This is a genomic window from Campylobacter concisus, from assembly GCF_002165815.1.
GTDB lineage: Bacteria > Campylobacterota > Campylobacteria > Campylobacterales > Campylobacteraceae > Campylobacter_A > Campylobacter_A concisus_BH.
On sequence record NZ_NDYN01000001.1, the window covers coordinates 493,405 to 513,373 of the forward strand.

At 37.9% G+C, this 19,969-nt stretch carries 25 protein-coding genes; 4 read left to right on the forward strand and 21 right to left on the reverse strand.

Annotation, left to right across the window (positions count from 1 at the left end):
• The first annotated feature begins 3 nt into the window (after positions 1 to 3).
• Genes B9N65_RS02615 through recO form a run of 3 tightly spaced genes read left to right on the forward strand, consistent with a single transcriptional unit; the run spans position 4 to position 2,537 of the window.
• Positions 4 to 1,002 (forward strand): hypothetical protein, encoded by a 999-nt coding sequence (locus tag B9N65_RS02615; protein WP_009294330.1) that lies wholly within the window; start codon positions 4 to 6, stop codon positions 1,000 to 1,002.
• Positions 999 to 1,922 (forward strand): tRNA dihydrouridine synthase, encoded by a 924-nt coding sequence (locus B9N65_RS02620; RefSeq protein ID WP_087582682.1) that lies wholly within the window; start codon positions 999 to 1,001, stop codon positions 1,920 to 1,922. The genes B9N65_RS02615 and B9N65_RS02620 overlap by 4 nt, the downstream gene beginning before the upstream one ends.
• Positions 1,923 to 2,537, forward strand: a complete 615-nt coding sequence (gene recO / locus B9N65_RS02625) for a recombination protein RecO (RefSeq protein WP_087582683.1) — start codon at positions 1,923 to 1,925, stop codon at positions 2,535 to 2,537.
• Here the strand turns inward: recO and B9N65_RS02630 are convergent.
• Entirely contained in the window at positions 2,534 to 3,682 is a 1,149-nt protein-coding gene (locus B9N65_RS02630; RefSeq protein WP_087582684.1) for a Cj0814 family flagellar-dependent secreted protein, read from the reverse strand. The genes recO and B9N65_RS02630 overlap by 4 nt on opposite strands.
• A gap of 198 nt (positions 3,683 to 3,880) precedes the next feature.
• On the opposite strand from B9N65_RS02630, the gene B9N65_RS02635 reads away from it, so the two are divergent.
• Positions 3,881 to 4,717: a polyribonucleotide nucleotidyltransferase gene (locus B9N65_RS02635; RefSeq protein WP_087582685.1), complete on the forward strand. Its 837-nt coding sequence runs from the start codon at positions 3,881 to 3,883 to the stop codon at positions 4,715 to 4,717.
• 68 nt (positions 4,718 to 4,785) lie between these two features.
• On the opposite strand, the gene B9N65_RS02640 is transcribed toward B9N65_RS02635, so the two are convergent.
• From B9N65_RS02640 to B9N65_RS02730, 20 genes are all read right to left on the reverse strand, one after another.
• Entirely contained in the window at positions 4,786 to 5,577 is a 792-nt protein-coding gene (locus tag B9N65_RS02640) for a cell surface protein (protein ID WP_087582686.1), read from the reverse strand.
• Positions 5,578 to 5,724: 147 nt separating this feature from the next.
• Entirely contained in the window at positions 5,725 to 6,024 is a 300-nt protein-coding gene (locus B9N65_RS02645; protein ID WP_087582687.1) for a tetratricopeptide repeat protein, read from the reverse strand.
• 176 nt (positions 6,025 to 6,200) lie between these two features.
• Positions 6,201 to 6,365, reverse strand: a complete 165-nt coding sequence (locus tag B9N65_RS10870) for a hypothetical protein (RefSeq protein ID WP_180385114.1) — start codon at positions 6,363 to 6,365, stop codon at positions 6,201 to 6,203.
• Between the two features lie 135 nt (positions 6,366 to 6,500).
• A complete protein-coding gene (locus B9N65_RS02650; protein ID WP_087582688.1) occupies positions 6,501 to 7,259 on the reverse strand; it encodes a tRNA 2-thiocytidine biosynthesis TtcA family protein in 759 nt (252 codons plus the stop codon).
• The gene (locus B9N65_RS02655; protein WP_087582689.1) at positions 7,256 to 7,939 is read right to left on the reverse strand and encodes a 5'-methylthioadenosine/adenosylhomocysteine nucleosidase; all 684 of its coding nucleotides are present in this window, start codon (positions 7,937 to 7,939) and stop codon (positions 7,256 to 7,258) included. Before B9N65_RS02655 ends, B9N65_RS02650 begins: the two co-directional genes overlap by 4 nt.
• Complete coding sequence (fabD, locus tag B9N65_RS02660) at positions 7,936 to 8,865, reverse strand: ACP S-malonyltransferase (protein WP_087582690.1); 930 nt, start codon at positions 8,863 to 8,865, stop codon at positions 7,936 to 7,938. The genes B9N65_RS02655 and fabD overlap by 4 nt, the downstream gene beginning before the upstream one ends.
• Before the next feature lie 9 nt (positions 8,866 to 8,874).
• Complete coding sequence (locus B9N65_RS02665; RefSeq protein WP_257640015.1) at positions 8,875 to 9,459, reverse strand: FKBP-type peptidyl-prolyl cis-trans isomerase; 585 nt, start codon at positions 9,457 to 9,459, stop codon at positions 8,875 to 8,877.
• A 55-nt stretch (positions 9,460 to 9,514) separates the two neighbouring features.
• Positions 9,515 to 10,357 (reverse strand): tetratricopeptide repeat protein, encoded by an 843-nt coding sequence (locus B9N65_RS02670; protein ID WP_087582692.1) that lies wholly within the window; start codon positions 10,355 to 10,357, stop codon positions 9,515 to 9,517.
• A 13-nt stretch (positions 10,358 to 10,370) separates the two neighbouring features.
• Positions 10,371 to 10,877, reverse strand: coding sequence for an OmpA family protein (locus tag B9N65_RS02675; RefSeq protein WP_002939415.1), 507 nt, complete (start codon positions 10,875 to 10,877; stop codon positions 10,371 to 10,373).
• A 64-nt stretch (positions 10,878 to 10,941) separates the two neighbouring features.
• Positions 10,942 to 12,198, reverse strand: coding sequence for a Tol-Pal system protein TolB (gene tolB, locus B9N65_RS02680; protein WP_009294339.1), 1,257 nt, complete (start codon positions 12,196 to 12,198; stop codon positions 10,942 to 10,944).
• Positions 12,199 to 12,222: 24 nt separating this feature from the next.
• Entirely contained in the window at positions 12,223 to 13,170 is a 948-nt protein-coding gene (locus B9N65_RS02685; RefSeq protein WP_087582693.1) for a TonB C-terminal domain-containing protein, read from the reverse strand.
• Between the two features lies 1 nt (position 13,171).
• Entirely contained in the window at positions 13,172 to 13,570 is a 399-nt protein-coding gene (locus B9N65_RS02690; RefSeq protein ID WP_002939405.1) for a biopolymer transporter ExbD, read from the reverse strand.
• Positions 13,571 to 14,155 carry a MotA/TolQ/ExbB proton channel family protein gene (locus B9N65_RS02695; RefSeq protein ID WP_009294341.1) on the reverse strand — a complete coding sequence of 195 codons (585 nt, stop codon included), beginning with the start codon at positions 14,153 to 14,155 and terminating at the stop codon, positions 13,571 to 13,573. It abuts the gene before it with no gap.
• Entirely contained in the window at positions 14,156 to 14,545 is a 390-nt protein-coding gene (atpC, locus tag B9N65_RS02700; protein WP_002939398.1) for an ATP synthase F1 subunit epsilon, read from the reverse strand.
• Between the two features lie 18 nt (positions 14,546 to 14,563).
• On the reverse strand, positions 14,564 to 15,961 hold the full coding sequence (atpD, locus tag B9N65_RS02705; protein WP_087579664.1) for a F0F1 ATP synthase subunit beta: 1,398 nt from the start codon (positions 15,959 to 15,961) through the stop codon (positions 14,564 to 14,566).
• 11 nt (positions 15,962 to 15,972) lie between these two features.
• Positions 15,973 to 16,860, reverse strand: coding sequence for an ATP synthase F1 subunit gamma (atpG, locus tag B9N65_RS02710; RefSeq protein WP_002939426.1), 888 nt, complete (start codon positions 16,858 to 16,860; stop codon positions 15,973 to 15,975).
• 9 nt (positions 16,861 to 16,869) lie between these two features.
• Positions 16,870 to 18,387: a F0F1 ATP synthase subunit alpha gene (gene atpA, locus B9N65_RS02715; RefSeq protein ID WP_009294343.1), complete on the reverse strand. Its 1,518-nt coding sequence runs from the start codon at positions 18,385 to 18,387 to the stop codon at positions 16,870 to 16,872.
• A 14-nt stretch (positions 18,388 to 18,401) separates the two neighbouring features.
• Complete coding sequence (locus B9N65_RS02720) at positions 18,402 to 18,932, reverse strand: F0F1 ATP synthase subunit delta (protein ID WP_087582694.1); 531 nt, start codon at positions 18,930 to 18,932, stop codon at positions 18,402 to 18,404.
• Entirely contained in the window at positions 18,932 to 19,444 is a 513-nt protein-coding gene (locus B9N65_RS02725; RefSeq protein ID WP_012001332.1) for a F0F1 ATP synthase subunit B, read from the reverse strand. Before B9N65_RS02725 ends, B9N65_RS02720 begins: the two co-directional genes overlap by 1 nt.
• Before the next feature lie 9 nt (positions 19,445 to 19,453).
• A complete protein-coding gene (locus B9N65_RS02730; RefSeq protein WP_087582695.1) occupies positions 19,454 to 19,876 on the reverse strand; it encodes a FoF1 ATP synthase subunit B' in 423 nt (140 codons plus the stop codon).
• Positions 19,877 to 19,969: the final 93 nt, after the last annotated feature.

Here is a 19,969-nt window from a genome sequence, read left to right on the forward strand (position 1 = left end):
AATATGAAAACCAGAAAATTTCTCGTCTACTGCATCATCTACACAGCAGTTGTTGCAGGACTTACCTATTCTCTTAATAGTTCAGACTTCACCTTTGAGCTCTTAGGTCAAGCCATAACCTTGCCAGTAGCTGTCTGGGTGGCACTTCCAGTAGCTCTTTTGGCGCTCCTTGCCCTACTTCACATCGCATATCACGGATACGCCTTTTATAGATATAAAAAATGGATAAAAAAAGATAGCCAGCTCTACAAAGACCTTGCAAAAGAGACGCTTCTTGGCTTTGAGAGCAACAAAGACTTCAAAACTGACACTTACAAGATCGCCTCACAGCTCACTCGCTCTATCTCACCAGTAGGCGAGCTTAAAGATGTTGGCGTTGATGACGGCGAGATAAACAACATCTTACAAACCATAAAAAGCATAAAAAACAAAGAGATCGTCGATCTAAAGAAATTTAGGCTAGCAAAAGATAGCAAGCTAAACATCCTAAACGAGCTAAACAAGATCGAGCAGCTGCCTACTTACTATCTTGACGTGCTTAAAAACCAAGAGCAAAACGAGAGCCTTAAAAAGGCAGCCTTCGATAAGCTCATAAAAACAGCTTCATTTAGTGAGATCAAAAAAATTGATCCAGAGCTAGCAAGCGAAGATATAATGACCATTATCACGCGTTTTGTAAATGATGAGATCGACCTAAGTAGCGATGAAATTTTTGGTCTTCTAAACAACGCAAAAGTAACAAAAGCACAATACGACAAAGCAGCCATAATGCTTAAAAACAAGCTAAAACCAGATGCGTTTATCGGCATCTTTGAGAAGCTAAAAAGCATCCATGCTGACGCTGATGAGGCTTACGTATATGCGCTATTTGAGCTTCAGATGCTTGATAAAGTAAGAGAGGCTATCGAGGGTAGCGACCCTGATGAGTTTAAAGAGATAAAGGTTTTACTATTTTTACGAGATAACGGCAAAATGGTGCCTAGCTCGCTATTTTTTAAATGATAGACTTTAGTAAAAAGCCACTTTTCTTAGCGCCACTTGCTGGCTTTTCTGACCTGCCGTTACGAAGCGTCGTCAAGAAATTTGGCTGCGATGTCACTGTTAGCGAGATGATCAGCGCAAATGCCCTGGTCTATGAGAGCAGTGATAAAACTCTTGAAATGCTTAAAAAATCCCCAAACGAAGATCCATACGTCGTCCAGATAGCTGGCAGTGAGATAGAAAATTTAAAAAAAGCCGTGCAGATAATCAATAAATTTGATGGAATTTACGGGCTCGATCTAAACTGCGGCTGCCCCGTACCAAAGGTCGTTAGACAAGGAGCTGGATCGGCTTTGCTAAATGATCTTGACAAACTTCAAAGCATCATCTCAGCTATAAAAAGCGTCTCAAACAAAGAGAGCCTAAGCGTTAAATTTAGACTTGGCTTTAACGACAAAAACGAAGAGAAAATCGCAAAAGCCTGCGAAGAAGCCGGCGCAGACTACATCGCAGTGCATGGGCGCACCAGAGCTGGTGGATACAGCGCAAAGGTTGATTACGAAGCGATCGCTAGAGTAAAGGCAAGCGTGAAAATCCCAGTCGTTGCAAATGGCGATATAAACGCGCAAAATGCAGATGAAATTTTAAATCTCACAAAATGTGACGCCCTTATGATCGGCAGGGCAAGCATAGGCAACCCTTGGATATTTCACGAGATAAAGACCAAAAGTAGCGTGGATAAGGCACTAAAACAAGAGATCATCCTAGCTCACTTCGACGCTATGATCGAGCACTACGGCGAGCATGGACTTTGTATATTTAGAAAGCACCTCCACCAATACAGCAAGGGCATAGATGGCGCTACGAGCTTTAGAAACGATGTAAATTTCATCAAAGACGTGACAGCGATGAGAGAGCGCATAAGGGAGTTTTTTGCCTAGATGCAAGGCTACATCCTGCGCGTGCAAAAGGTCAGAGACGAGGACCTTCTAGTCTTTGTGCTAACGCCAAATTTGCTCGTAAAATCATATAGATTTTTTGGCGCTCGCCACTCAAACATCATGACTGGCTACAAGATCGACTTTGAGCTAGAGCAAGAGGCGAAATTTCTACCAAAGCTTAGAAGCATACTTCACCTTGGCTTTAAGTGGCTGCTAGAGCGCGACAAACTCATCATTTGGCAGCAGTTTATGCGCCTACTTTATGATCATCTAAAAGAGGTCGAGCAGCTCGATGAAATTTACTTTAACGAGCTTGATCGCTGCGCCAAACAGATGCAGCTGCAAAATCCAAAACGCCTTATCATCGAAAGCTACGTCAAAATTTTAGAGTATGAAGGCAGGCTTCACAGCGAGCTTGAGTGCTTTATCTGTGACGAAGAGATCAAGAGCGAGCTTTGCCTCACTCGTGGCCTTTTGCCATCTCACAAGCACTGCCTTGATAGGAGCGAATTTGACGCTGGCAAGATCAAAAATTTGTTTGACACAAAAAGCACGATCGAGCTAAATGACGATGAGATAAACCGCCTTTATAAAATTTTACTTGACGGACTTTAGGCTTTTACCTTCGTCCTCTCATCAAATTCTTTTAAAACGTCCATTATCTTACTTGCTAGTCCCTCAAGCGTGTGATCTTTTTTAAGCTCTAAATTTCTAAGCTTTAAAATCCTAGCTAGTATATCTTTTAGATCTTTCTTGCCAGATAGTATCTCATCATAATAAGCCTTTGGTATGCCTATCTCACTTCTATCTTGTTTTGTAATTATCTGATAGTTTTTATATACACTAAGAGCCTCGTCAGTTATCCTTGTTGTGCCACCTTGCAATACAAGACCTTGCTCGTTTTTTAAAAATGCAACAAAGATTTGCTCCTTTGTATAGCCTTGTTCGTTATCATATACGGACATATCAGGCTTAAAGTCATATCCAGCACTACTAACCCACATATAAGGGATAGTATGCTCAGTTGTCATCACTTCTGGAGAGAAGTCAAGGAAATTTCCATTGACTTCTACATTTATATCACTTAGATCATTTATTAGCTTGCGTGCATTCTCTACGTCTTGAGTTGTTCTAAAGATATGAGTTATCTTTTCATTGCTTCTATCGGTTAGTCCATCTAGCTCATCGCTAGTCATCCTACCCATTAGGTATTCGTAATGCTCTATTTTTTTATCTTTTGAAAAGTAGCCCTTTGGCATCTTTGCTAGATCTTCATTTGAATAAAACTCTTTACCCTTGCTAATAACTCCAGCTGAAATTTGATCAAAAATTTTATAGTATTGCTTGATAGTATTTGCTAGATCGATATTTGCAAAGCTATCCTCTCCAAACAGAGCATTATCCTTTCTTGTATCCATTGAAATATTTGTATAGTTTGGGTGCTTTTGATTGTGTAGCACTATCGCATCAAGCGTGCTTTTGTGAATTTTAAAGTCCTGTGGCAAGCCTGCAGCCTTGTTAAAGTCAGCCCCCATAAATCCTTTAGCATCTACACTATATCCATAACCCTCTTGTGAAGTAAATTTAGCCTGATAAAGAGAGTCGATACTACTAGATGAAACAAAGTCATTCTTAGGAATAGTGGTTTGGCTGATCGAATTTATATTTGGAGTGTTAGGTAAGAAGTTTGCAAAGCCTTCGCTTTTTGTATGTTTTTGGTAGTGCTGTTTTGTTAAGATGGAGTTATAAGAGACTTTCATAGCTTACTCCTTGAAATTTAGCTTCAAAGAGTAAGCAAAAGTTGTGCCGTAAATTTTTATCAACAGGGGGCATTTTGTGTAGAGATAAGCCATATATAAACTAAATTATTTAAAAGACGATTTACCAACTAAGAAAATTTCACTCAAACAAATTTTGAAAAATCGTTGAGTAGTTTAAAATTTACTAAGGATAGTAAAATGCAAATTTCTAGCTCGCCATATCCTTATCTATCTAGAGAGCACATAGCTAGTGAGATGGAGTTTAAATTTAACGATATAAACGAGATACTTGATAACAATATGGGATATGGTATGAGCTTTCCTAAATACGCAAGGCTAGATAAAAAAGCTCAAGCTGCGGCTTACGATAGACATATATATCCACTATCTGGCTTTACAAAAGGTGATGAAGCAAAAGTCACTATCATAGGAAAGCTTAGAGGCTATGATCCTGACTTTACAAGCGAGCAGCTATCAGATCTTAAAAATTTCATAAATGAAAGCAAGGGTTTATTTGTAGAGTATATACAAGGTCAGCAAGCAAAACCAGACAATGATAAGCCAAAAATTTTAAGAGATACCCCATATACTGTAAATGAATTTTTAAATGAATATCGTGGCAATCGCCAGCTGCTATTTATGCAAAACTCAAGGACTGTTGATCTGCTTGATAGCGATATGAGCGTTGATGAGTTTAAAGAGGAGTGGGCTAAATATGCACTAAAAGAGCGGTTTAATATAACTTTATCTGGCGAAGATACTAAAAATGCTGTCAATATACTAAAAGAGATGAATGAAAAAGGTCTTCAGGATATAGAGAGCGCTGAAGAAGAAAAAGACGATACCAAAGAGAAAAAATTTACTCCTATCCAAGCTGAAAGCAAAAACACTGAAACTTATGACATTACTAAGGATGAGAAATTTTCATATTTGCTCAAGCTTCAAGAACTTGAGAGAGAACGAGGTATTGATGTGCTTCGTATCATGCAAAAACTTGAAGAAAATGGTAAAAAGGTTGTCGATAAAAAGGTTTAAATTCATCTTTATATCTATACAAGCCGCTACTAAGTTACCCCTATGACAAGGTCGTTCTGCTTTACCTATCAAGCCATCTTATTTAAAATTTGCTTCTTATCTATCTTTTGCATAAGCTCTAAGACATCTATGCCTCTTTTTTCTTTGAAATTTAAAAGCTCTCTTGTAAAGAGAAATTTCTGATCCTTGTTTATATCATAGGTCTCATACTTCTTTTTAACCTGCATAGGTTTAAATTTTTTCTCAGACTGCTCTTTAGCAAAATTTGCATTGTATTCTTGCTCTTCTTTGATTATCTGCTTTCTTTGCTCCTCAACATCCTTTGTAGCTTTCTCTCTTGCTTTGGCAAATAATGTTTTAAATTCATCTATACTTAGGTCGGTTCTATCTAAAAGACTAAGCGACTCCTTGTTGTTGTTTGGATAAAGGGAGGACATAGTTTCCATAAAAGCATCTAGTTCATCTTCTTCTTCTTTTGTGCCGATACCAACCATTTTTCCAGATATTGTTGGCTTGCCATCAACAGAGTTGGTAAGCAACCAGTCCATGTGAGATTGTAATACATTGATTTCAAATTCCTCTAAGTTTTCTGGATATTTTGATAATAAAGCTCGCCTTTCATCAATGGTATAGCTATACTTTTCAGAGAGCATGCTGTCTATCTTCTCTATGGTTTCTGTTATCCAGTTTTCACTACTTCTATCTTCTTTGATATACATTTCAACATTATCAATTATTAAATTTTGCATATATGAATCAATTAGAGCCTTTTCTTGCTCCTTTGACATTTTTGCCTTTTCTTTTTGGATAGTGTTGTCTTGCATTGTTGTATTACTAATTCCGTTTATGCTAGCGATCATTTCAGTTCCTTTGAAAATGGTAGCCTACGAATTTTATGTAGGCTACTTAAATTTTTTACCAACCGCCTAGGTCAGATTCCATTCTTCTTTTAAAAGCGTCTCGTAATTGTCTAACAACAGTAAAGAACATCTCATACTAATTAATTTTTAATAGCCTTTTTTGTTTAGCTTTTTGTAATCATCACATCCTAACTGAAGTCCTAAGTCACAAGCCTTGCCAAAATATTGTTTTGCAGTGGAAAAATTTTGTTTTACACCTTGACCGTTTTGGTATGAAACCCCTAAGTTAGAGCAACCCACAGCCTGTCCACTATCACAAGCTTTTTGATAAAGCTGGGCAGCTTTTTGGTAGTCACCTTTATCGTAAGCTTCTTTTCCCGATTCAGTAAGATCTTTGGAAAATCCAATAGAGAATAAAACTACAAGTAAAACTAAAATTCTTTTCATTTTTTTACCTCCTTAATGTAAACTATATAGACGATATTTTGTCTTTCTTAAACTTAAATTATTATTAATTATCTATTTATTTTTATGATAAAATATCATATATAAACTTACCTATCATTTCCTATACTTTTTCTAGAAAACAAACTCTGGTTTTAGTTCATATTTGTTGGGTTTATTTAGGAGAAGTGTGTCAAATTTTGTGCAATGTCTTTTGTTTTTTCATTATTTGCAAGAGCGTTTTGAAATTTGACACTTTCAGACTGCTCTTTTTGAAGTTTCCTTGCTTTTGCCTCAGTAGTTACTGAGCTATACTTTTGCGTGCTAACACTAAAAATGCTCATTTTTCATCCTTGCTTATCAAATTTATATTTAGTAAGCAAGGAGCGTTCCTGCTTCAAAATGAGTTGTGACTTTTGGGTGGTTGTAAGAAATTTGGTTTTAAATTTAGCTTTAAGGGCAAAAATGAAGAGTTAAATTTACTCTTCACTGCCTTCGTTGATACCAAAAAATGTATCTGTGTGGATGTTTTCAAATGCTGCTTTAAGCGATGTAAAGAGCTTTGGATTTTCTTTCTCTAAATTTGCTAGAAGCTGCTTAGTCTCATATCTAGCGTGTGGCATCTTCACGTCAAATCTCATCGCAGGACACGCCTCATCGCCAACAACTCTCAGCTCATTTTTGATCGCATTTTCGCGAAGCTGTCTCTCACGCACAAAGATAAATGGCCTGATCACGACGATGCCATTTTTTGCTTTGTATTTTGGAGCAAGCGTTCTAAGCGCGCCATTATAGGTGAAATTCATAAAAAAGCTCTCTGCTGCATCGTCTAAGTGGTGAGCGATCGCAAGCTTGTTAAAGCCATGCTTTAGCGCATAGGTGTAAAGATAACCTCTTCTCATGCGCGAGAAAAAGCTGCAAAAACTAGAATTTTTGCGGATCTTCTCTTTTGAAATTTCAAAAATTGAGCTATCGATCACCTCGTGCTCTATGCCATGCTCGTTGCAGTGCTTGGTAAGATATGCGTAGTCTTCGCCCATGCCGTAGCTTAGCGTCACCGCCTTAAACTCAAATTTCTCAGGCGTGACGTTTTGGATGTGCTTTAGCACGTGAGCGAGTGCGAGGCTATCTTTGCCACCGCTAAGGCCAAGCAATATCTTATCTCCGCCCTCTATCATCTTATATTTAGCGTTTGTCTGACCAACTTGCCTAAGCAGTCTCTTGCTAAGCTCTATCATAAGCTCTCCACCATTTCTAGGATAAATTTAGCGCTGACATTTGCTGAGTCTTGTAAGAATTTATCAAAGTCAAATTCAGCCTCATTGCCAGCTCCGTCGCTGATGGCTCTAAGGATGAAAAATGGCACGCCAAGCGTCTCGCAAACTAGCGCAACGCTCGCACCCTCCATCTCGGTAGCACTCGCGTTAAATATCTTTTTGATCCACTCTTTTTTCTCGTTGTCACAGATGAACTGATCACCAGTTGCGATGATACCTGAATTTAGGCTCATACCCTTTTTGCTAGCGACATTTTTAGCTAGCTCATTTAGGCTCTCATCGCTTTTTACAAAGATGCTTGTCCCTGGCACAAAGCCGTATGGATGTCCAAAAGCCGTGATGTCAAGGTCGTGCTGCACAAGGCTAGTAGCATATAGCATATCGCCTATCTTTAAGCTCTCATCAAGTGAGCCAGCAACACCAGTAAAAAGCAGCTTTGAAGCCTTAAATTTCTCTATCATCAAGGTCGCAGTGATCGCCGCATTTACCTTGCCGATCTTCGAGTAGGCGATGACTAGGTCTTTGCCTTTGTAGTTTGCCTCATAAAATTTATTATTTGCATATTCGGTAATTTTATACTCGCCAACCATCTCAAGGATCGGCGTTATCTCCTCTTGCATCGCTCCAAGTATCGCTATCATCTCTCCTCCAATATCTTCACAACCTCTTCAAGGCTCGCCATGTCAGTGACGCTATATGTCGGTTTTTCTGTGATCTTTTTGTTTATGCCTTTTAGTGTCGCGGCACCTAGCTCAATAAAGCAATCAACCTCGTTTTCGTAGTTTTTAATGCTTTGCTTGTAGCGAACTGGATGCGTTAGCTGCTCTTTTAAAAGAACTAATGCTTCATTTTTATCAGTATAAATTTTTGCATTTACGTTTGAAACGACTGGGGCAAAACTCGCAGCCAAAACGCCCTCAAGCTCGTTTGCTAGTTTAACACTAGCAGGCTCAAGTATCGGGCAGTGGCTAGCTACTGACATATTTAAAAGCATTGCTCTTTTTGCACCTGCTTCTTTAAATTTTGCCTCGTATTTTGCAAGGTCAGCCCTCACGCCAGCTACAACTATCTGACCATCGCAGTTGTAGTTCGCAGCGTAAATTTGCAAGCCCTCATTCTGTGCGTTTTTGCAAATCCCCTCAACAACTTCATCGCTAAGTCCAAGCACCACCATCATGCCAGCGTCTTTGCCAACGCACGCCTCTTGCATAAATTTACCACGTAAATTTACAAGTCTAATCGCTTCAACAAAGCTAAATGCGCCACTAACCGCAAGAGCTGTAAATTCACCAAGTGAGTGGCCTAGGCTAAACTCTGGTTTAGTTTTTATGCGCTCGCTAAAAGCTAAATAGCTCATAAGCGAATTTAAAACAATGGTAGGCTGAGTAAATTCTGTCTTGTCTAGCTTGTCGTTTTGCGTAAATAAAAGCTCTTCAAAATCAATGCCTGTGTCATTGCAAGCGTCATTTAAAAGAAGTTTTGCCGAAGAGAAATTTTCATAAAAGTCTTTCCCCATGCCAACACTTTGCGAGCCTTGACCCGCAAAAATAAAAGCAAATTTTTTCATTTTGGCTTCTTAGTGGTGATGATGTCCGTGACCGCCACAACCGCAACCGCCTTCACCATGTCCGTGACCGCCGCAGCACTCATGCTCGTGATCATGATCATGTCCGCCACAACCGCAAGTGTGTGCACCTGCTACCATGCCAGTTGTTTTTTCATCTTCAGTCGCGTCTCTAACTTCTAAAATTTCAACATTAAATAGCAAGTCTTTGCCAGCGTATGGGTGGTTAAAATCAACTGTTACTTCATCATCTTTGATCTCTTTAACGATGACGCGAACACTTGAGCCGTCTTCATTTTGACCAAAAAGCTCCATGCCTTCATGTAGGTCTATACCGGCAAATTGCTCTTTTGGAAGTGATTGGATGGCGTCTTTATTGTATTCGCCACAACCCTCAGCTGCTTTGATATTTATAGTAGCTTTGTCGCCTGATTTTAGTTTGCTTACTTCTTCTTCAAGCTTTTCTATAATGTGGCCATGTCCTGTAATAAAAGAAATTTGACCACCTTCTTGCATATTTGACTCTAAAATTTCGCCAGTATTAGCGTCTTTTAGCTCATAAAACATAGTTATAACTTGATCTTTACTCACAATAATCTCCTTGGAATTTAGTTTTGATTAATGCGAGATTATATCTAAAAAAGAGTAAATTTTAGTTTCTGTTGGGAGCAGCTTTGGCTTCTTTGCTATCTGGATAGCCTACTTTTAAAGCCTTATAAAATCTATTTGCATTTTGAGTATCACCAATCTTATCAAAGCTTATAGCTGTGTGATACAAAAGTTTTGGAGTGTAGTCAGCCTTATCTTCACTTTGTATACTTTTTTTATAGTATTGTATGGCTGTGCTGTATGATTTTTGACTATAAGCAACTTCGCCTAAATAATAATTTGAAGCACCAGTTTTATAGCCTTTTTTGTTTAAGTATTCAAAATATTCAGCTGCTTCTGTGCTATTACCAGAATTTAAAAGCTTAATGCCATCAGCTAAAATATCTTTGTCGCTTTTGCCACTAAAATTTGAAGTTGGCTTATTTTGTTGTTTTGGATTTGCATTTTGCTTTGGTTGAGCAGCGTTTTTATCCATTATCGCGCCTAACTTATTTAAGGCAGCAGTAATGTTTTTATAGTTTTTATCTTGTATATCTCTAGTCTCATCAACGTAAGCTTTTAGCGATGTTAAACTTACACCAGAATCGCTTATACCACCATTGACTTTGGTTTCAATATCGTTCATTCTTTGCTCAAGCTTGTTCATCCTAGCACTCATGCTCTCAATTAAGCTTTGCAAACCTTGAAGTTGTTCTGAAACATTATCCATGTTTTCTTCGATATTTTGAACACTTCTTTTGTTGCTTAGAGTTGCCTTTTCATCATCTGTTAGTCCGTATGGATTTGCGCTATCCATATTGCCTGCGTCAAATGCTGAAACTTCTTGAGCTGAACCTATAGAGAAAGCGGCTCCAAGAAGAGCCGCAATGATTATTTTTTTATTCATTATTACTTACAGATTAAGGAAGTACTTTGAAATCTGCACGTCTGTTTTGAGCGTCGCAAGCTTTTGTTTTGTCTGTACAAACTGGGTTGCTTTCGCCAAAGCTTACTACAGCGATTCTATCAGCGCTAACGCCATTTCTTACAAGAGCATCTTTAGCACTTTTAGCACGTTTTAGACCAAGAGCATAGTTATACTCATCTGTACCCCACTCGTCGCAGTTACCTTCTACTTTTATAGAAAGAGCTTGAGCGTCAGCTTGGTTAAATACTGATGCATTTGAGCTAACAACACCTTGTTGGTCAGCTTTGATATTGAATTTATCAAAGTCAAAGTATACACTTTTAACTTGGCTCTCGATGTTAGCGATAAGAGCTGCTAATCTATCAGCATCACTCATGCTACCTGAGTTATCTGCAGATTGATTTGAATTTGCATTCATATCAACTTCAGGGTTTTTAGAGCTACAACCGCTCAACAATAAAGTTGCAACTGCAACACTTGCTAGAACTACTTTTTTCATTCCATATCCTTTTTGAAAAATTTGGTCGAATTATAACATATTTTTTTTAAATATTACCAGAATATTACCAATCAATAGATTGAATTTTACCTACTTTTAGTGGAAATTGGAAACTTCTGTTCTCATTTAATCTAACAACGCCAAGCGAGCTTTGACCGCCAAGTTCTTTGATAAAAACAACACTTTGACCATCACTTGAAAATCTTGGATAGTTATTTTTACCATTTGCTGTAAGCTGACGGATAAAATCTGTTTGAGTTGAGATTAGATAGATATTAAAGCCGCCACTAGCCTCTCTACTTGAATAAACTACATAGTTTTCAAAAGTGCTTACTGAGTTGTTATTTTTGCCGTGAAACACCATTTGCTCAACACTTCCGCCTGAAGTTGCAGGTGTTGCAAAGATATTTGGATATCCAAGTCTATCTGAAACAAAAACTATTCTACTGTCGTTATCTACGAAATTTCCATTTACGTCAATGCCTGGATAGTTTGTGATCTGAGTTAATTTTTTGCTACCTGTATTATAGATGAAAATATCTGGTTGATCTTTTGGAGCCATAGTTAATAGAATTTTACTTCCATCTTTGCTAACATCAGATGCTATAAGCATACCCATACTATCTATTATCTTTGTTTTAGTGCCTGAATTTAAATCATATCTAAACAAAGTTGGTCTGTTATTTACATAAGATGTATAGTAAAATTTACTCTGATCAGCGCCTGCCCATTTAGGGAAGATATTTAGACCGCCGCTTACGATCGTCTTTTGATACGTAAGTGTGTAATCAGCCACTATAATAGAACTTTGGCGAGCTGAAGTGTATTTTGCTAGGATGATAAATTTCTCCATCCAGCCAACTGGTGGTAAATTTAGCTCATTTGTTAGCTCAACTATACTTTTGTGTGCCAAAAATGGGTACTTTGCACCATCAGGCATGTTATATACTCTCTCATACCTTGTAGTTGCAGTCTTTGCATCGATGAGTTTTACTCTTAAAGTAAGAGGTGATCCCATAGAACCTTCAAGAGCATATCTAAAGATAAGCTCAACACCTTTGTCGCTCATTGTATTTGTAGCCGCTGTTCCCTCGTAGGTTGAAGGCACGTGATCTTCGATAACTTCAAAGTCAGAGCTAACTTTCAAGTCACCCAGCATGATCTTAAAGAATTTATCTTTAAAGCCTGCATCACTAACAGCTGTAGTTGCATCTTGCAAAGCTATCTTTGGCAAAGCAACACCTTGGTTTATAACAGATATCGTCGCATCAGCAGCATAAAGCCCTAGAGCAACGCACAAAAAAAGAAAAATTTTCTTCATCTCTACTCCGTAAATTTATAAATTTTAGTTTATTTTATCTTCTAAATTTAAATTAAAAGTAGTACTTTTGTCTGGATTAAATGGAAATTTCTCTGCAGTAAGCTTTTCCAGGCACTCTTTTACCTTTGCATTAAACTCTTCATTATATGATAGCTCTAAAATTTCATAGTTAAAATTTCCGCTCTGATCTATCATAACTTTCACCTTAGCTATATTTGCAGAGTCAGCTTTATAGCTTTGCCATCTTCTTTCAATTTGCTTTGTTATTTCACCAAATAATTTATCGTAAGTACCTGTCATTTGCGATTTTGGTGCGGTTGGATTTTGATCTATTTTTAGGCTTTTGATGATGTCGCTAGCCTCTTTTGCAGCTTTTGAGCTAGAAGCCTCACTTTTTTTGCGACTTTGCACTTTATTTTCAGCCTTTTTTATACCATCATCTTTTTTAAGCTTAGTCGAATCTATGTCGCTAAAGAGATCTTTTATATTTGGCTCTTTTGGTTTTGGCTTTTCAACTGGTTTTGGCGTAGGTTTAGGCTCAGGTTTTGGCTCAGGTTTGACATCCTCTTTAGGCTCTTCGCTAGGTTTTGGGATTTCAGGCTTTGGTTCTGGTTTTTTAGGCTCAGGTTTTGGCTCTTCTTTTGGAGGAGTTGGCAAGCTTGGGGTTGGCAATGGCTCATCTGGCACAACAGGTTTATTTGTAGTCTCTTGTTTATCTTCTTCTGACTCTTTTTTAGGTTCTGGTTTTGTCTCTTTTACGACCTCTTTTGCTTGTTTTGGCGCTTTTATGGTTTGATCGACTTCTCTATCAACCATAACTACGTCCATAATAGCATCTTTGTCATCAGTATATTTTTTAGGAGGTTCGCTAAAAAAAGTAAGCTTTATAAACAAAGCAAGCACAATGATAATGTAAATGCAAAACGCTACAAAAAATGAACTAAGCGTTGGAAATTTAACTTTATTAGGCATCTTAACCGTTTGTCTCTAAAGCTACTTTATTAAAACCAGCACCTTTTAAAGTCTTTAATACAAACATAACATCATCGTATTTTAAATTTTTATCAGCCTTTATGTATATAGGCGAGGTTTTGTCATATTTTGCACTCATTAGTGCAATGTTATCTGGAAGTTCAGCAAGGCTCATTGTACTTTGATCTATCCTAACTTGTCCTTGTGCATTTATAGACACTATAAGATCTTTTTGTTTAGACGTAGATGTCTTTGCCTTTGAGCCGTCTGGCAATGTTATATCTTCTTGATATGTTATAGTTGGCATTGTAACCATTAAAATAGCTAACAAAACAAGCATGATATCAACAAGAGGCGTTATGTTTAACTCTGGTGTTTCGTCGTCAAATTTAAGAGCCATTTATAACGTCTCGTCATCTTTTTTAAGTGCTATCATAACGTCAGCTTGACGCTCGATAACGCTCATTAATTCGTAAGCTTTTCTTTTTATAAGCAAGTTAAATGTATATGCTGGGATGGCAACAAAAATTCCACAACCTGTCGCAACAAGCGCTTCTGAAATAGCTGGGGCTATAACTCCAAGAGATGAGCCTGCACCATTTCCTAGCTGTGAAAATGTCTCCAAGATAGATACGACTGTTCCAAAAAGACCGATAAAAGGAGAAGTAGAAGCTATTACGCTAAGCCATGTAAGCCCACTTGTAGCATTTTTTTCGGCAATGCTTATGCAGACATTTAGCTTTTCTTTCGAAATTCTACCACTTGCACACTTTTTTAAAGATGAGTCATTTGGTATATTTTTAGCGCCCATAAGTAGTGCTTCAAGCGCATTTTGCTCGCGTTTTTGCCAAGCTCCTATGCCAGCCATTCTTGAAAAAAGAATTGTAAAACTAACTATAAAATATATTGACAACCAAGTTAAAACTATAATTGTAATAAAACTACTTCTTTGAATGTAATTTAAAAATATATCTATTCCGCCCACTTATCTTGCTCTCACTACATTTTCCATCTTTGATATAGTTGCTGCAAAAGCATTTGTATCACTGCTCATACTCTCTATCAAATTTCTAGCAGCTTCTAATGAATTTGCAAGCTCGCTTTCGCTATTGCCAGAGACATAGACCGCACCGTCAGCTAGTATAACTACTTTGCCCTCATCGATCTTTGCATAGCCCCAGTTAATAGCAACTACATCATGCTTTTTATGCTTATCTTCTATATCTATAATACCTGCTTTTAAAAGAGATATTAATGAGGCGTGGTTTGGCAAAACACCAAACTCACCCTCGCTACCTGGAAGCACTACACTACTCACGTCATCATTAAATATCTGACCTTGAGGAGTTACGATCTCTAAATGTAATTTATCCATTACGCTTCCTTTTTAAATTTAAGCCTTAAGTTTTTCAGCTTTAGCTAAAGCCTCATCTATATTTCCAACCATATAAAATGCTGCTTCTGGTAGATGATCATATTTACCTTCTAAAATTCCCTTAAAGCCAGCGATATTTTCGTCAAGACTTACATATTTACCAGGGCTACCTGTAAATACTTCAGCAACGAAGAATGGCTGAGATAAGAATCTTTCTATCTTTCTTGCTCTATCAACTGTTAGCTTATCTTCTTCGCTAAGCTCGTCCATACCAAGGATAGCGATGATATCTTGAAGGTCTTTATATTTTTGAAGCACAGCTTGAACGCCGCGAGCTACCTTATAGTGATCTGCTCCTAAAATTTGAGGATCGAGCATTCTTGATGTTGAATCAAGTGGATCAACAGCTGGATAGATACCTTTTTCTGCGATCGATCTGTTAAGAACTGTTGTAGCATCAAGGTGAGCAAAAACAGTTGCAGGAGCTGGGTCTGTAAGGTCGTCAGCTGGAACATAAACAGCTTGAACAGAGGTGATCGAACCTTTTTTAGTTGATGTAATCCTCTCTTGGAATTTACCCATCTCACTTGCAAGAGTTGGCTGATAACCAACAGCTGACGGAATACGTCCAAGTAGAGCTGACATCTCTGCACCTGATTGAGAGAAACGGAAGATGTTATCTATAAACATCAAAACGTCAAGTCCCATCTCATCACGGAAGTACTCAGCCATTGTAAGACCAGTTAGCGCGATACGGTTTCTTGCTCCTGGTGGCTCGTTCATTTGGCCATAGCACAAGGCAACTTTATCCAAAACGTTACTTTCTTTCATTTCGTGATAAAGGTCGTTTCCTTCACGAGTTCTCTCGCCAACGCCTGCAAATACAGAGTAACCACTATGTTTAAACGCAACGTTGTGGATAAGCTCCATAATAATAACTGTTTTACCAACACCAGCACCACCAAATAGACCAACTTTACCACCCTTTGCATAAGGAGCTAGAAGATCAACTACCTTGATACCAGTTTCGAAAATTTCACTCTTTGTACTTTGCTCTTCAAATGGAGGAGGATCGCGGTGGATAGACCAGTGCTTATCAAAATTTATACTCTCGCCCTCGTCGATCAAATCGCCAACTACGTTAAAAATTCTACCCAAAACTTTTTCGCCAACTGGCACACTTATAGGTGCACCAAGCGCTTTAGCCTCTAAGCCACGAGTCAGACCCTCGCTCATATCCATAGCGATCGTTCTAACTCTATTATCACCTAGGTGAGCAGCAACTTCTAATATTAGTTTATGTTTCTTGCCCTCAACCTCAAAGAAAACTTCGATAGCTTCATTGATCTTCGGCAAGTAGTCATTAAAGTCAACATCGACCACAGGGCCCATAACTTGACTAATAACACCCTTCATTCATACTCCTTTTATTTCATTGATTCAACACCACTGATGATCTCGATAAGCTCAGTGGTAATAGACTCTTGTCTTGCTTTGTTGTAAGCAAGATTTAACTGTTTGACGCGTTGTTTAGCATTGTTTGTTGCATTATCCATAGCTTGCATTCTAGCGCTGTGCTCAGCCGCCAAAGAGTCAACTAAAGCATAATACATACTATACTCAAAATATTTATTGAGCAATTCATCCATAATCTTAGTGTAGTTATCTTCTGGCTCAAATTCCATCAAAGAATTTGTCTCAACCGCAACTATCTTAGACGGCTCAATAGGCACAATATCATTTACTCTAATCTCTTGAGAAATCATATTTTTATAGCCATTGTGTATTAGCACAACCTTATCTGTTATGCCGTTTGTAAAATCATCAATAGCATCTTTTATGATCTTTTGAGCTTTTTCATAAGTAGGAGAAGAGCTAGCTCCGACATAAGTCTCAAGTAGTTCAACGCCTTGGAAATTGAAAAATTCAATGCCTTTTTTACCAACAGCTCTTAGTCTAACTTTGATCTTTTTGGCTTTTAGCTCATCGATCATGCGCCTAACTGTCTTTATAGTCTGGACATTAAAGCCACCGCAAAGCCCTTTATCAGCGGTAACAAATATAATATCAACCTTTTCTACACTCTTTGTTGTGTTAAAAAATTTACTCTCAGTCATAACTGAAGCGTATTGATTGATCTTATAAGCTATCTCCGATAAAACCTCATTGATCTTAAGTGCGTAAACTCTAGAGTAGCGTGCAGCCTCTTCAGCTTTGCGAAGCTTTGCTGTTGAGACAAGCTTCATCGCGCGCGTCGTCTTTTGAGTGTTCTGAACGCTCTTGATCTTTCGTTTTATATCTTTTAAATTTGACATATCTTAGCCCTAGTTAGCGGCAAAAGTCGCTTTAAAATCTTTCAACGCTTTATGTAAAATTTCTTCTACTTCTTTATCAAGAACTTTTTTAGTTCTGATCTGCTCAAAAATTTCAGGGTATTTTGCCTCGATATATGGATATAACTCAGCTTCAAATTTTGTTACATTTGCAGTTGCAACATCATCTAAATAGCCCTTAGCGCCAGCAAATATAATAACTACTTGATTCTCAACTGGAAGCGGAGAATATGGAGGTTGTTTTAGTACTTCAACCATCTTTTGTCCGCGCTCTAGTTGCTTTCTTGAGCTCTCGTCAAGGTCGCTTGCAAACTGAGCAAAAGCTTGTAGTTCGCGGTACTGAGCAAGGTCTAGTCTTAGCGTACCAGAAACTTGTTTGATAGCTTTTATCTGAGCTGCACCACCGACACGAGAAACAGAAAGACCGACGTTGATCGCTGGGCGGATACCTGAGTTAAATAGGTCACTCTCAAGGAAAATTTGACCATCTGTAATAGAAATAACGTTTGTTGGAATATAAGCTGAAACGTCGCCTGCTTGTGTCTCAATAATAGGTAGAGCTGTCAAAGATCCAGCGCCTAGTGCGTCATTTAGCTTACTTGCTCTTTCAAGAAGTCTTGAGTGAAGGTAGAAAACGTCGCCTGGGTAAGCTTCACGACCTGGTGGTCTTCTTAAGATCAAAGACATCTCACGGTAAGCAACCGCATGTTTTGACAAGTCATCATAGATGATTAACGCGTGGCGAGAGTTATCTCTAAAGTATTCGCCCATTGTTACGCCAGCATATGGTGCAAGGTATTGAAGCGCAGCTGCGTCACTGGCACCAGCATTTACAACTATCGTATAGTCCATAGCGCCATATTCTTCAAGTTTTTTAACGACTTGAGCAACGGTTGATTGTTTTTGACCGATAGCTACATAGATGCAAATGACATCTTGACCTTTTTGGTTGATGATAGTATCGATAGCAACTGTTGTTTTACCAGTTTGGCGGTCTCCGATGATTAGCTCTCTTTGACCTCTACCGATTGGCACAAGTGCGTCGATAGCTTTGATACCTGTTTGAAGTGGCTCATGAACGCTTTTTCTTGCCATGATACCTTTTGCTTTTTCTTCGACGAAGCGAGATTCGGTAGCTTCGATTGGACCTTTTGCATCTATTGGCTCACCGAGTGAATTTACAACACGGCCGATCAATGCGTCGCCAACTGGCACACGTAGAAGTTTTTTAAGTCTTTTTACAGAGCTTCCTTCTGTGATACCGCTAGTTTTTCCAAGGATAACTATACCAACACTGCTCTCTTCAAGGTTAAGAGCCATACCCTTTTCGCCGCTTTCAAATTCAACCATCTCACCAGCCATAACGTTTTTCAAACCATAAACGTTAGCAACGCCATCAGCGACTGAGATGACTTTACCGGTCTCTTCTACATCAACACTTAAATCAAAATTTTCAATACGCTCTTTGATTATCGTGCTAATTTCGTCAGCTTTAATTTTTGCACTCACGCTTTCACTCCTTTTTAAATTGCTTTTAATATATATTCACTCATTTGACTTTTTAGTCTGTCGATAGAGAAATTTACCTCGACACCTAAATCATCTAACTCAACTTTTACGCCGTTGTAATCGCTCTTTGAGCCATCAAGCTTGATCTTAGAGTTAAATTTCTTAGAGAAATTCTCTTCCAAAGCTTTTAGTTGCTCAGCGCTTAGATCAAAATTTCCAACAACCTCGCCGCGATATGTATTTTCAAGTAAAGATTGCTCTATCTTCATCTCATCTAGTATCGCAGGTATAAGCTCTAGTCTTTTGTTTGCACCAAGAAGCTTTATAAAATTTGCAAATTTAATATCTTGATTTTTAACCAAAGATAGTACAAATTCAACCTTTTGTGAAGCCTTTAATGTTGGCAAACTTATAATGCTTTTAAATTTATCGCTAGCAAAAGCAGCAGCTAGCTCTGATAAATTTTCAACAAATGCATTAAGTTCATTGGATTTTACGTCGCTTAAGATCGCCTTTACGTATTTTTTAGCTACTACTTCATTCATTAGCTAACCTTTTTAAGTATGATATTTACAAGCTCTTTTTGATCGACTTTTAGGCTATCGCTTGAGAAAATGTCACTCAAAATTTCATTCACAACGCCTTTTGTCATCTTGCGCTCTTCAAATTCTTTTTGCTCTTTGTAGCCTTTTTCGATATTTGCGATATCGTTTTGAGCCTCTTTTTTAACTTTAGCAGCCAAATTTACAGCCTCTTTTTTCGCAGTTTCGATTAGAGCATTTGCATTTTGCTTAGCCTCTTCTACACGCTTTAAAACGTCATCTTTTTTAGCTTTTGACTCACGAAGCTTCTCTTGGATACTCTCAAGCTTATTTGCGATCCTATCGATCCTGCTTTGATAAAGGGCTTTTAGTGGCTTAGCAGCAAAATAGACCAAAATAGCAAAGAAAAGTAAGAAATTTAGCGTTCTCTCGACTATGTCGTAGTTTGTTCCACCATGCTCGCTAGCGTATGCTAGAAATGGAAGTGCTAGAAAAAATAAAATTTTTATCTTCATAAATTTCCTTTAAATTTTAGAGAGCTTAGCGTTTAAAGCTGCTCTAAGCTCAGGTAGTTTAGCCGATAGATCTGCCTTTAGGCTATCTTTTTGAGAGCTTAAAGCATTTAGGAATTCGTTATAATCAGCCTCTAAACTACTTTTTACTGCATTTATCTCTTTTAAAGACTCTTCTTTTGCCAAATTTAAGGCTTCTTGTCTTATTTTGTTAGCCTCATATCTTGCATTTTGTATGATCTCTTCGATCTCTTTTTCATGAACGCTTAGATCACTTGCGTTTTTGCTTGTGCTCTCTTCGTCATGTTTTATAGAGGCATTTCTATCGTCTATAAATTTGAGCATAGGCTTATATAGCAAAGGATTTAAAATGGCGATCAAGACAAAGAAAACGATAGCCGTTAAAAGCATCAATGGCACATCTATTTCTAACATCCACTCTCCTTATTTTGTTATTAAGTTTTATTTAATATTCAAATCAAAGTCTGATTTTACAATAAATTACTAAAAATAAAAATAAATTTGTAA